This window comes from Pseudomonas sp. 1912-s (genome assembly GCF_029269205.1).
GTDB lineage: Bacteria > Pseudomonadota > Gammaproteobacteria > Pseudomonadales > Pseudomonadaceae > Aquipseudomonas.
Window position 1 is genome coordinate 73528 of sequence record NZ_JARIXR010000013.1, and the last position, 12595, is coordinate 86122.

Below are 12595 nucleotides of genomic sequence, written 5' to 3' on the forward strand. Positions count from 1 at the left end.
TCTGGATAATTCAAATATCCCTTCAAAAAGGATATTTATTTGACGCCGGTCAGCTATCGCGAGGGACGCGCATGACGAAGGGACGTTTCGGCTGGAGGGGGCAGGCGCTGCCAGAGGGCAACAAAATGAGGTGGCGCCATACGTTTCAAACCCGGATCGCCGGGGTGCTGGCGCTGCTGTTGCTGGTGGTCGTGGCCGCGGTGTATTTCGCGGTGAAGACCGCGACCAACCGCGCCGTGGAAAACCAGGCCCAGGTGCAACTGGAAACCGGCAGCCAGGTGTTCGAACGTTTGCTCGACCTGCGGGGCCGGCGCCTGCAATACGGCTTGAACTGGCTGACGGCAGACTTGCCCTTCCGCCAGTCGGTCGCCGAGGGCGAGCCCGCTGCGATTCTTGCTGCCCTGCGCCGGCATGGCACCGGCCTGACGTCCAGTGAAGTGTTTGTGCTGGGCCTCGACGGCCAGGTGATGGTCAGCACGTTACAGGCGCTGACGCCCGGCCAGGCCTTTCCCTACAACGATGCCTTGCGCCAGGCCCGGCGCAGTGGCCTGCAAATGTTGATCGTGGCCCTCGATGGCCGGCCTTTTCTGCTGGTGCAGCAGGAAGTGGTCGACCCGGCACCGATTGCCCGTGTCGCCATGGGCTTTCCCATGGACGAAGTGTTTGCCAGTGAATTGCGCTCCATGAGCAACCTGGAAGTCTCGTTCATCAGTGTGCAGCAGGGCCAGCCCGGCGAGTTGTTCAGCACCCAGCCCGAGGCGTTCCAGGCCTCGATTGCCAGCGACTTGCAGGCCCCGTACATCAACCCTGTGCCGCAACTGAACCTGTTTCACGGCCAGCGTTATCTCAGCCAGGTACTGCCCCTGGGCAACACCGCAGACGGCGGTGAAGTGCGGGTGCTGCTGCAAAGTCCGCTGGACCACGCCCTCGAATCCTTCGCGCCGCTGGACCGGCAGTTTCTCGCGATCGCCCTGGTGGTGCTGCTGGTGTCACTGGCGGGTGCGTTGTTTCTGGCACGGCGGGTTTCGCGCCCGCTCAATGCGCTGGTCGAGGCGGCCGAACGTATCGGCGCCGGTGACTACCGCACCCCGGTGCGGGTTCGCAGCCATGATGAGTTCGGCCTGCTGGCCCAGGCCTTCAACGCCATGCAAACCGGGATCGCCGTGCGCGAGCGGCAACTGGCCCACAACGCCCTGCACGACCCGCTTACCGGCCTGCCCAACCGCGCGCTGGCCATGGAGCGCCTGGGCAGCGCCATCAGCGCGGGCCGGCCCGTGGTGTTGCTGTACCTGGGCATTGAAAACTACCGGGTGATCAACGAAGGCTATGGGCCGGAAGGCGTGGAAGAGATGCTCCGCGAGGCCAGCCGCTGCCTGCTGTCGAGCCTGTCGGCCAGCGACACCGCCGCACGCATCACCGGCAGCGAGTTCTTGCTGCTGCTGGAAAACACCGAGATCGACCGGGTCGTGGCCCTGGCTGACCGCTTGTATGGGCTGCTGACCGAGCCCCAGCGCATCGGCGGCGATGAACTGCGCCACGAAGTGAGCATCGGCATCGCCGCTTACCCGGCCGACGGCCAGCAGGTTGAAGAACTGATCAGCCGCGCCGCCATTGCGCGTCACGATGCAGCGGCGTTGCCGGGCTATTTGCAGATCTACCAACAGGACCGCGACCTCGCTCACCAACGCCAGATCAGCCTGATCCGCGACCTGCGCCGGGCGGCGGCGGAGGGCGAGTTGTACCTGTGTTATCAGCCCAAGCTCGACCTGACCCACGGCCATGTGCGCCAGGCCGAAGCGCTGCTGCGTTGGCAGCATCCGACCCTCGGGCTGGTGTCGCCCGCCGAATTCATTCCCCTGGCCGAGCGCACTGGCAGCATGGGTAGCCTGACCCACTGGGTGATCGAAGAAGCCATTCGGCAACTGGCCGAGTGGGAGGTGCGTGGATTGCAGGTGCAGTTGTCGGTGAACATCTCGGTGGACGACCTGGCCGATGACGGCCTGGCCCTGCGGGTGACCGAGTTGTTGGCGCACTACCGCGTATCGGCCCGGCAACTGATTTTCGAAATCACCGAAAGCGCGATCATGCACAACCCGGCCCAGGCCCTCAGCGTGCTCGAGCAACTGCGCGGCTGTGGCATCAGCCTGTCGGTGGACGACTTCGGCACCGGCTATTCATCGCTGGCGCAACTGCAACGCCTGCCGGTGCAGGAGCTGAAGATCGACCAGTCGTTCGTGCGCAACCTCGACAGCACCTCCGGCGACGGCGTTATCGTGCGTTCGACCATCGAGATGAGCCACAACCTGGGGCTCAAGGTGGTGGCCGAAGGCGTGGAGTTCGAGCCGAGCCTCAAGCTGCTCAAGCTCTGGAAGTGCGACACGGCCCAGGGTTATCTGATCAGCCGGCCATTGAATGCCATGGCGTTTGAAATGTGGATGCGCCGCGAGCGGGTGCCGGTTTAGAGCGTCGGCGGTTACACCGACGCAGGTGCTGTCAACGCTAGGCCGTTTCATCGACCAGGGTTTGCAACAGTTCCCACAAGCCTTCGATGTGGTGGCGCTCCGTCCCCAGCGCGCCGATGGACACGCGTACCATCCAGCGCTCGCCCAGAATGGCGGGGGTGACGTAGGCTTTGCCTGATTGATTGAGTTTTTCCGCCCAGGCGCGGGTGTGGTTGTCCAGCGCCTCACCACCAAGGCCTGGCGGCTCGTGCCGGATGCACAGCGTTTGCAGGGCGACGGCGGCCACCAGTTTCCAGTGCTTGCTGCCTTCAATCTGTTCTGCCAGCCAGCGGGCATTGGCGAGGTCACGTCGCAGCCGGGCCTGCAGGCCGCTGACGCCTTGCTCGCGGATCAGGAACCACAGCTTCAGGGCGCGGAAGCGGCTGCCCAGGGAGATTCGCCAGTCGCGGTAGTTTCTGACCTGGCCATCAGCCTTGGACTGCAGATAGCTGGGGTTGGTGGTCATGATGCGAATCAGGTGCTCGGGGTCGCGTACGAAGTACACCGAGCAATCAAACGCTGCCCCTAGCCATTTGTGAGGGTTGAGGACCAGCGAGTCGGCTTTCTCGATGCCGTTCCACAGCACGCGGCATTCCGGGAGGATCATCGCGGCACCGGCCATGGCCGAGTCGACATGCAGCCAGAGGCCGTGACGCTGAGTCAGGGCGCCGATGGCTTCCAGAGGGTCGATGGCCATGGCTGCCGTTGTGCCGGTGGTCGCAATCACCACACAGGGTCTGTTCCCGGCAGCCAGGTCTTGTTCGATGGCCTGCTCCAATGCCTGCGGTGACATCGCATTGTGTTCGTCGGTGGCCACGGTACGGATATTGTTCTGGCCGAACCCGGCCAGGATGGCGCCTTTGTTCACTGAACTATGGGCGTGGGCCGAGGTGTAGACGATGAGTGGTGCGCCGCTGTTTTGCAGGCCATCGTGCATCAGCGCGTAGTTGGAACTGCGTTCGCGAGCGCTGATCAGCGCCACCAGTGTGGAGGTCGAGGCCGAATCCTGGATCACTCCGCTCCAGTTGGCGCTCAGGCCGATCATGTCGCGCAGCCAATCGGTGGTGACTTCCTCGATTTCGGTCAGGGCCGGGCTCGATTGCCACGACAATCCCACCACGCCCAGGCCGGTACTCAAGCAATCGCCGAGGACGGAGGACAGTTCCACATTGGACGGGAAAAAACCGAAGAAGCTCGGATGCTGCCAGTGCAACAGACCGGGCATGATCAGTTTTTCGACGTCGCCCATGATCTGTTCGAACGGTTCGGCTGTTTCAGGCGGGCTGGCCGGCAAGGCGGATTTGATTTCGCCGGGGGTCGTGGTGGGTTGCACACCGCGCTGCTCGATGTTTTGTCGATAGTCTGCAATCAGGTCGATCATGGCGTGGCCATGTTGGCGGAATTCGTCAGGTGTCATATAAGAGTGTCCATCAGGAAAAGAAATAAGGGCGTTAGCACCAGAAGTAAAACGGCTCACCAGTGGTATAGCCGATAAACGATTGGATACTGATGCGTTTGCCTGAATCGAATCCGCAAATGGCGTGAGGACGGCGGGTATTGATGATGATCAGTTCGTTTTTTCGCGGCTGGATGTGCAGTGGCTTTTGCAAACGGTCTTCGGGAAGTAGTGCGCCTTCAAAGCGCTCGACGTCTTCATAGGCAAACGCTTCGGTATCCCAGATGATCAACTCTCCTCCCGAAGGTGGAGTATCAATGTAAATGTTGGCGCTGAATTGATGTTCCAGTTCGGCAATGGAAATAGGCAGGCAATCAACATGGGGCACGGTTTCCGAGAGGTGAGCTGTCTCCGGGAACATGGCGCGGATAATACCGCAGAACATTGGCTGGCCCTGAAATGCGGCGGTGGTCGCACCTTCTGGCCAAACCTGCTGCAGGTGCTCCATCAGCAGGTGGATGGGCGGCTTCTGCGGGGCGCATAGGCTGTCGATCAAGCCGCGCATATGGGCTGCGTCGGCATAGTATTGCTGTTGGGCGTCACTGCCTGCGCTCTTGCCGTAGGTAGAGTTGAACGGTGTTCCCCAGCGATGGACACCATAGAATTGCTGGACAACTTTCCCGCTCTCATAGGTTTCGTGATTGTACTCCTGAAGAATCGCCGTTTCGTCTATATATTTAGTTAATACTGCGCTGGTTTGTTCATTCGCAAAATCAGCTATTCGAATGGCGAGTACTTCACCCGTGATGAGTCTTTTTAAGCTGGCTGCATCGAGTTGTGTGAGCTCTAAGATGGCAGGTGTTTTGATTTGCAATGCGGCGGGCGTTAGTTCGCTGTTGTTCAGGTCCGTCATAATGAATAACTCCATGTTGAATATTGCGGGTAACGTTTAATTTAACGGGATTTGCCCGGTACTAAAGTAGAGTGAAATATTTGGAGGGTGGTATAGGACTTTTCTTAGTGTTTATTTAAGTGCATAGGCCGTCTCGCTTTACTTTATTACCCACATAAAAAAAGGCGGCTACCCATTAGGTAGCCGCCTTTTTCTTACCGCCGGTTTTACTTAATCCGGCAGTTTGAACGCCATCACATAGTCACCCTGCTTGGTGCCCAGGGAACCATGACCGCCAGCCATGACCAGCACGTACTGCTTGCCGTCCTTGCCGGTGTAGGTCATCGGTGTGGTTTGCGCGCCTGCTGGAAGGCGGCCTTCCCACAACTGCTTGCCGTTTTTCACGTCGTAGGCACGCAGGTACTGGTCAAGGGTACCGCTGAGGAAGGACACGCCACCGGCGGTGGTGAAGGTCCCGCCCAGGCTTGGTACGCCCATGGTCAGTGGAATCGGAACCGGCGAGCTGTCACGCACGGTACCGTTTTTGTGCATCCAGATGGTCTGGTGGTTGGTCAGGTCGACCGCGGCCACATAACCCCACGCCGGCGCCTGGCACGGCAGGCCCAGTGGCGACAGCATGGCTTCGAGGATCACACCGTATGGCGCGCCTTTGTTTGGCTGCACGCCTTCGGTTTCGCTGACACGCGGACCTTGCTTGGCAATATCGGCGGCCGGGATCAGTTTCGATTTGAACGCCATGTAGCTCGGGTTCACGAAGGCAATCTGGCGAACCGGGTCGACCGAAATGCCGCCCCAGTCGAACACACCGAAGTTACCCGGGTAAACGATCGAACCTTGCAGCGATGGCGGAGTGAACGGACCGTCGTAGCGCATGGATTTGAAGTCAATCCGGCACAGCATCTGGTCGAACGGCGTCACGCCCCACATGTCACGCTCCTTGAGGGGCGGTGGCATGAAGTTCAGGTCGGATTTCGGTTGGGTCGGTGCGGTGTGATCGCCGGCCACTGCGCCTTGCGGTACAGGGATTTCATTGATCGGCACTACAGGCTGACCGTTCGAACGGTCGATCACATAGATGCTGCCCTGCTTGGTCGACGCCATTACTGCTTGTTTCACGCCTTCAGCGGTCTTGATGTCGACCAGCGAAGGCTGGCCGCCCACGTCCATGTCCCACAGGTCATGGTGAGTGAACTGGAAGGTCCACTTCACGTGGCCGCTGTCGATGTCCAGGGCGGTGAGGCCGGCGCTGTACTTCTCGGAGTCCGGAGTCCGGTCGCCGCCGTACTGGTCGGGCATCTGGTTACCCATCGGCAGGTAGAGCATGCCGAGTTTTTCGTCGACCGCGAACATCGACCACATGTTTGGCGAGTTGCGGGTGTAGGTCTTGCCCTCGGCCAACGGGGTGGTGTCGTCCGGGTTGCCGCTGTCCCAGTTCCACACCAGCTTGCCGGTGTGCACGTCGAACGCGCGGATCACGCCGCTAGGCTCGTCGGTGGAGACGTTGTCGGTCACGTGACCGCCGATCACCACCAGGTTCTTGGTGACGGCCGGTGGCGAGGTGGAGTAGTAACCGCCCGGGGCGAAGGTGCCGATGTTGGCACGCAGGTCGATCTGGCCTTTGTCACCGAAGTCTTCGCACATCTTGCCGGTGTCGGCATTCAGGGCGATCAGACGGGTGTCGGCGGTCGGTACGAAGATGCGTTTCGGGCAGGCATTCGGCGCGGCAGCCGGGCTGGCGCTGCCAGTCGGGCTCTGCTCGGAAGCGTAGACCGCGTCATCGTGATACGACACGCCACGGCAGGTCATGTGCGCCCAACCCTTGAAGTTGGCAGCCCCTTCGCTGCTGATCTTCGGGTCGAAACGCCAGATTTCCTTGCCGGTGTCCGGGTCCAGGGCAATCACCTGGCTGTGCGGGGTGCACACGTAGAGCATGCCGTTGACTTTCAGCGGGGTGTTTTCCGCGGTGGTTTCACCGGGATCGCCTGGGCCAGGAATGTCGCCCGTACGGTACGTCCAGGCTGGCACCAGCTTGTGGGCGTTTTCCGGGGTGATCTGCGCCAGAGGCGAGTAGCGATCACCAAAGGCCGAACGGCCATAGGAGTTCCAGTCACCATCAGCCTGGGCGGGAGCAGCGCTGGCCATGCCCGGTACCGCGTCGCGGTCCAGTTGGCCTTTCTTGACCAGTGCACCCGGGTCGGTGAATTGGCTGGCCAAGGCAGCGGCGCCTGCCAGCACGACAGCGACGCTCAGGGCGCCAGTGCCCAGCGGCGCGGCTTGGCCACGCAGCAAAGGACGGCGGAACCACGGGATCAGCATGACGATGCCGAGGGCGAACAGCAGGGCCAGGCGCGGCACCAGTTGCCACCAGTCCAGGCCGACTTCCCACAGCGCCCAGACGGTGCTGGCAAACAGCACCAGTGCGTACAAGCCCAGCGCCGCGCGGCGTGTCGCCAGCAGCAACAGGCCTGTAACGGTGATGCCGAGACCGGCCAGCAGGTAATACAGCGACCCGCCGAGCATGCTCAGCTTGATCCCCCCGGCCAACAAGGCCAGGCCCATTATCAGCAGCAAGATCCCCAGCAGCCTGGGCAGCAGGCGACTTGGACTTGAAGCACCATCAGTGCTCATAGTGTGGTTCTCCGTTACGTTTTGAATTGATTGCGCACAGTTCACTGTAGATGACGTTCCGGCGCAGGCATGGTTCAGGGCAAATAAGGTTTATTCAGAAATCAGAAGGAACTTTGCAGCTTGATCCCGCCGATCAGCGCGTCATCCACCTGGGCCACGGCCCCGGGATGACGGATGTATTGCAGGTTCGGGCGCACCGTCAGCCAGTTCGTGACGTGCACGCCGTAATAGAGTTCGGCGCTGTATTCGGTGTGTTGCAGGGGCAGGTAGGCCGGGTCATCGAAGTCGAAGACGGCGCGGGCCTGGTTGCTGGCCTCGGCGTTCTTGCGATAGGCCGGGTTGACGTGCACCCGGGCCACGGCAAAGCCGATATCGTCCTTCGCGCGGGCGTCGAACAGGCCCTTGTAGACCACGCCGGCCTGCACGTAGTTATCCACAGCGTTGGTTTTCTTGTCGTGCATCGTGCCGTTGGCGAACACGCTCAGGCCCCGCGAGTGGTCGCTGGCCAGGCTGGTGACTTGCTGCTGCACGCCCAGCCACACCCCGTGCTTGCTGGAGGCGCTGCGGTAGGCTTCGCCGCTGAGGGCCGCCGGCTGGTCGTTGCGGTCTTTATAGACATCGCTGGCCTTGGCGCTGCTGTAGTAGTAACCGGCACGGTATTCGCCGGGCAGCCCGTTGAGCGTGGGGGTCCACACCAGTTCAACCGGGAGCAGGGTGCCCTGGGTGCCGCTGCCACTGAGCTTGAAGCCATTGCCGCGATCCAGGTTGGACGGGTTCTGTTCATAGGCGCCGACCTGGGCGTAAAGCTCGGGCGTCAGGTGATATTTGACCCGCAGTGCCCACTGGCTCACCGGCCAGTTGTACCAGATGCTGCCCACCCAGTTGCCGACCTGCGAGCCGCAGAACGCCAGGTTCTGGAAGTCGCAGGGGAAGCTGTTGAAGTCTTCGCCTTCGCCAAAACGGCCGGCCTTGATGTCGAGTTTCTGGTCGAAGAATTTCTGCTGGTACCACATCTGCGTCAGGCGCCAGGTCTGGCCGCGGCCCCAGACTTCCTGGGACGAGGTGAACCCGCCCACACGTGGATCGTTGACCCGGTCATTGGTGATGTTGTTGCCGCTGCGCTCGGTCACCGTCAACTGGAATTCGGCGTCGTGCCAGCCGAGGATTTTCTGCAGGTCCAGGTGCGTGCCCAGGCCGAACTGATCGCTGTAGCGTGCGGTGCGGTCATGGTTTGAGCCGCCGTGCAGGTTGCTGCCCATCTCGCCGGTGTAGTCGAATTTGAAGTCGTAGCCCTGTTGAGACAGCGCTGTCCGGGTACCGCCGAAATCACCCAGCATCCACGGTGATTCAGCGTCAAAGGCAGGTGCAGCCTGGGCACAGGTGGCCAGACCGAAAGGCAGCAGCGCAGCGCACAGGCGCAGATTTTGGAAAGCAGGCATAGGCAAAATGGGGTCTTAATATTTTATGGTCTTGAAACGCAAACAGCGGCCTGGCGCGTTCGCACAAAGGCGCTGGACGCGGGCAGTCGATGGTTGGATGAGAATGATGAAACGTTTCAGTTTGTTACTGACAAGGATAATGCCCTGACGCGGGGAGAGAAAGGGCTAAACGGAAGATGGATTCTTTCGGATTTGGTAATAGTGGGCTGGGTCGTTGGATTTGGTATCAAACTGTTCATCGGCTCGCGTTTGAAGCCCGGCTCCCTGCCGGCCTTTTTGGTTGCTAAGCCAACTTCACCAAACAACTCTCAAGAATATCCAGCCCTTCCTCCAGCACTGCCGCCTCAATGGTCAACGGCGCCAGCAGCCGAATGATGTGCCGCGATTTGCCACTGGGCATCAGCAGCAAACCCGCGTCGCGAGCGAGGGCCAGCAGTTGGGTGAGTTGTTGTGGCGCCGGGCTGCCGTCGGCATTGGCCAGCTCGATGCCGCGCATGGCGCCGACACCCGTCAATCGACCGAGATACGGGGAGAGTTTTTTCGAACGCCACGCTTCATATCGGCTGACGATGGCTTCTTCCTGTTGCGCGCCCCAATTTTGCAGGTGCTCGTCAGTCATTTCATCCAGGGTGGCCAACGCCGCCGCGCAGGCGATCGGGTTGCCGGAGTAGGTGCCGCCCAGGCCGCCTTTGGGCAGGTTGTCGAGCAACGATTTACGCCCGACCACCGCGCCCAGCGGTACGCCGCCAGCGATGCTTTTGCCCAACAGAATCAGGTCCGGCTCGATGCCCAGGCGAGAGAAGGCAAAACGCTCGCCGGTACGGCCGAAGCCGGACTGGATTTCATCGGCAATCAGCAGAATGTTTTTTTCGTCGCAGAAGCGTCGCAGGGCCTGGGCGAATTCCACGTCCAGGGTCAGGAAGCCGCCTTCACCCTGCACCGGCTCGATGATGAAACACGCCACATCGTTGACGTCGATTTCCACGCTGAACAGCCGGTCCATCGCCTTGAGTGCTTCGCTGCAGGTCACGCCGTTGTCGCGGCTGGGGTAGGGCAGATGGAACACCGGCCCCGGTAGCACGCCGACTTTCTGCTTGTAGGGCGCGACCTTGCCATTGAGGTTCAAGGTGGCCAGTGTGCGCCCGTGAAATGCACCGTCAAACGCAATCACAGCAGTGCGGCCCGTGGCGCCCCGGACGATTTTCAAGGCGTTTTCCGCGGCTTCCGCACCACTGTTGGTGAGCATGCCGCTGACCGGGTAATCCACCGGGATGAAGGCAGTGAGGCGGTCCATCAGTTCGATGTACGGCGCGTGAGGCACAGCGTTGAAGGCGTAGTGGGTGAGCTTTGTCGCCTGCTCGAGAATCGCCTCGACCACACGCGGGTTGCAGTGGCCCAGGTTGAGCACGCCGATGCCGCCGATGAAATCGATGAAGCGCTTGCCGGTGGTGTCCCAGACTTCGGCGTTCTTGCCATGGCTGAGGCTGATGGGGTGGACGATGGAAATCGACTGGCTGATGGTTTCGCGGCTCATGGATCCGGGACTCAAGAAGGGGATGCGTCCTTTTATCTAAGCCGTGAGCCGCCTCGCCCCGCAAACGAAATAAAGTCGCCGGGTCATTATTAAAAGTCGGGATGTGCTGTGGCGTACTCCACCATCCAGTTCAAAAACGCCTTCACTTTCGGGATCTCCCCGGCATGTTCGGCGTGGGCGATAAAGTGCGCACCGGCACTGGGCATCGTGTAGTCCCAGGGGATCATCAGGCTGCCGTTCGCCAATTCCTCGGCCACCAGGTACTGCGGCACCAGCGCCACGCCATACCCTGATTGCGCCGCGCGGATGCACATGTAGAACGTGTCAAAACGCGGCCCGTGGTAACTGTTTTGCGAGTGCAGGCCCTGTTCCAGAAACCATGCGTGCCAGGCCTCGGGACGCGAGGTGCATTGCAGCAACGTGTGGCGGGAGGAGGCGTCGCTGCCGGCGGCGACAAACCCGGGTGCGCACACCGGCACCACGGCTTCGCGAAACAACTCGATGCAGGTCGCCCCCGGCCACGATCCCTGGCCGAAGAAAAACGCGATATCCGCCTTGGCCTGCAACACGTCGAAGGGCTCCAGTTCGTTGCGCACGTCCAGGTGGATAGTGGGATGGCGCGCAGCAAAGTCCTTGAGCTTGGGCACCAGCCAGCGGTCACCGAAGGTCGGCTGGGTGGCGATCCGCAGCACTTCGGTCTCGCCACCGTAGGTCAGGATGTAGCGGCTGGAAATATCCACCTGGTTGAGGATCTTGCGCACTTCTTCCAGGTACAGCGAGCCCGCCGGCGACAGGTACAAACGCTGGCGAACCCGCTGGAACAGCGGATGGCAGAGCATCTCTTCCAGCTGCGCCACCTGCTTGCTCACCGCACTCTGGGTCAGGTGCAGTTCTTCGGCGGCGCGGGTGAAACTCAGGTGGCGGGCGGCGGCTTCGAAGCACTGCAGGGCCGTCATCGAAGGGGTCAAGCGTTTGGATATCACGGGATCGCAGATCCTTTTAAATAGCCGAGTTCATTCCAAATCGGAAGGAGCCTAAGCCTAAACGTCGTTTGTGGCCAAGGTGTAAAGCCGTTGATACTGACCGGCAACACTATAAACCGGCGCGGGTTTTTGGCGCCGAATAATAAAGATCGACAGGGAGTGCCTTGAATGAAGAACGTGAAATCCACTTTGGCGGCATTCACCGCCGCCGCCGTATTGGGCCTGGCCGGGACCGCTCACGCAGGGGCGACCCTGGACGCGATCCAGAAGAAAGGGTTTATCCAGTGCGGCGTCAGCGACGGCTTGCCGGGCTTCGGCGTGCCGGACGCCAATGGCAAGATGACCGGCATCGATGTGGATGTGTGCCACGCCGTCGCCGCCGCGCTGTTCGGTGATGCGTCGAAAGTGAAGTTCAGCCAGTTGACCGCCAAGGAGCGTTTCACCGCGTTGCAGTCCGGCGAGATCGACCTGATTTCCCGCAACACCACCTGGACCAGTTCCCGCGACGCCGGCATGGGCATGGTGTTCACCGGCGTAACCTACTACGACGGCATCGGGTTTCTGGTGAACACCAAACTCGGCGTGAAGAGTGCCAAGGACCTGGACGGCGCGACCATCTGCATCCAGGCCGGTACCACCACCGAGCTGAACGTCTCGGACTACTTCCGCTCCAACGGCCTGAAGTACACGCCGATCACCTTCGACACCGCCGACGAAAGCGCCAAGGGCCTCGAAGCCGGCCGCTGCGACGTGCTCACCACCGACCAGTCGGGCCTGTATGCCCAGCGGATCAAGATGGCTCACCCGGATGAGTTCGTCGTATTGCCGGAAGTCATTTCCAAGGAGCCCCTGGGGCCACTGGTACGTAAAGGCGATGACGAGTGGTTCAGCATCGTCAAGTGGACCCTGTTCGCCATGCTCAATGCCGAGGAAATGGGCATCACCTCGCAGAACGTCGAGGAGCAGGCCAAGTCCAGCAAGAACCCGGACGTCGCCCGCCTGCTGGGTGCAGACGGTGACTACGGCAAGGACCTGAAACTGCGCAAGGACTGGGTGGTGCAGATCGTCAAGCAAGTGGGCAACTACAGCGAAGTGTTCGAGCGCAATATCGGCCAGGGCAGCGTGCTGAAGATCAAGCGTGGTCTGAACGCCTTGTGGAGCAACGGCGGGATCCAGTACGCGCCGCCGGTTCGTTGAGGCG

8 protein-coding genes are annotated in these 12595 nt (G+C 61.1%); 2 read left to right on the plus strand and 6 right to left on the minus strand.

Annotation, left to right across the window (positions count from 1 at the left end; all coding sequences use genetic code 11):
- Positions 1–125 precede the first annotated feature (125 nt).
- Positions 126–2462, plus strand: a complete 2337-nt coding sequence (locus P3C29_RS17665; RefSeq protein WP_275965039.1) for a bifunctional diguanylate cyclase/phosphodiesterase — start codon at positions 126–128, stop codon at positions 2460–2462.
- A gap of 37 nt (positions 2463–2499) precedes the next feature.
- On the opposite strand, the gene P3C29_RS17670 is transcribed toward P3C29_RS17665, so the two are convergent.
- From P3C29_RS17670 to P3C29_RS17695, 6 genes are all read right to left on the minus strand, one after another.
- Positions 2500–3918 carry a pyridoxal-dependent decarboxylase gene (locus P3C29_RS17670; RefSeq protein WP_275965040.1) on the minus strand — a complete coding sequence of 473 codons (1419 nt, stop codon included), beginning with the start codon at positions 3916–3918 and terminating at the stop codon, positions 2500–2502.
- 34 nt (positions 3919–3952) lie between these two features.
- Positions 3953–4810 carry a 2OG-Fe(II) oxygenase gene (locus tag P3C29_RS17675; protein ID WP_275965041.1) on the minus strand — a complete coding sequence of 286 codons (858 nt, stop codon included), beginning with the start codon at positions 4808–4810 and terminating at the stop codon, positions 3953–3955.
- A 210-nt stretch (positions 4811–5020) separates the two neighbouring features.
- Entirely contained in the window at positions 5021–7438 is a 2418-nt protein-coding gene (locus tag P3C29_RS17680; RefSeq protein WP_275965042.1) for a glucose/quinate/shikimate family membrane-bound PQQ-dependent dehydrogenase, read from the minus strand.
- Between the two features lie 101 nt (positions 7439–7539).
- Positions 7540–8877 carry a carbohydrate porin gene (locus P3C29_RS17685; RefSeq protein ID WP_275965043.1) on the minus strand — a complete coding sequence of 446 codons (1338 nt, stop codon included), beginning with the start codon at positions 8875–8877 and terminating at the stop codon, positions 7540–7542.
- A 283-nt stretch (positions 8878–9160) separates the two neighbouring features.
- Positions 9161–10411 (minus strand): aspartate aminotransferase family protein, encoded by a 1251-nt coding sequence (locus P3C29_RS17690; RefSeq protein WP_201121668.1) that lies wholly within the window; start codon positions 10409–10411, stop codon positions 9161–9163.
- Positions 10412–10500: 89 nt separating this feature from the next.
- Positions 10501–11391 (minus strand): LysR substrate-binding domain-containing protein, encoded by an 891-nt coding sequence (locus P3C29_RS17695; protein ID WP_032882439.1) that lies wholly within the window; start codon positions 11389–11391, stop codon positions 10501–10503.
- Positions 11392–11562: 171 nt separating this feature from the next.
- On the opposite strand from P3C29_RS17695, the gene P3C29_RS17700 reads away from it, so the two are divergent.
- Positions 11563–12591 (plus strand): amino acid ABC transporter substrate-binding protein, encoded by a 1029-nt coding sequence (locus P3C29_RS17700; protein WP_201121667.1) that lies wholly within the window; start codon positions 11563–11565, stop codon positions 12589–12591.
- Positions 12592–12595: the final 4 nt, after the last annotated feature.

What these genes read in the sequence shown, in the direction of transcription:
- P3C29_RS17665 (WP_275965039.1), top strand. Translation starts at nt 126, where the DNA reads ATGAGGTGGCGCCATACGTTTCAAACCCGGATCGCCGGGGTGCTGGCG.
- P3C29_RS17670 (WP_275965040.1), bottom strand. Translation starts at nt 3,918, where the DNA reads ATGACACCTGACGAATTCCGCCAACATGGCCACGCCATGATCGACCTG.
- P3C29_RS17675 (WP_275965041.1), bottom strand. Translation starts at nt 4,810, where the DNA reads ATGACGGACCTGAACAACAGCGAACTAACGCCCGCCGCATTGCAAATC.
- P3C29_RS17680 (WP_275965042.1), bottom strand. Translation starts at nt 7,438, where the DNA reads ATGAGCACTGATGGTGCTTCAAGTCCAAGTCGCCTGCTGCCCAGGCTG.
- P3C29_RS17685 (WP_275965043.1), bottom strand. Translation starts at nt 8,877, where the DNA reads ATGCCTGCTTTCCAAAATCTGCGCCTGTGCGCTGCGCTGCTGCCTTTC.
- P3C29_RS17690 (WP_201121668.1), bottom strand. Translation starts at nt 10,411, where the DNA reads ATGAGCCGCGAAACCATCAGCCAGTCGATTTCCATCGTCCACCCCATC.
- P3C29_RS17700 (WP_201121667.1), top strand. Translation starts at nt 11,563, where the DNA reads ATGAAGAACGTGAAATCCACTTTGGCGGCATTCACCGCCGCCGCCGTA.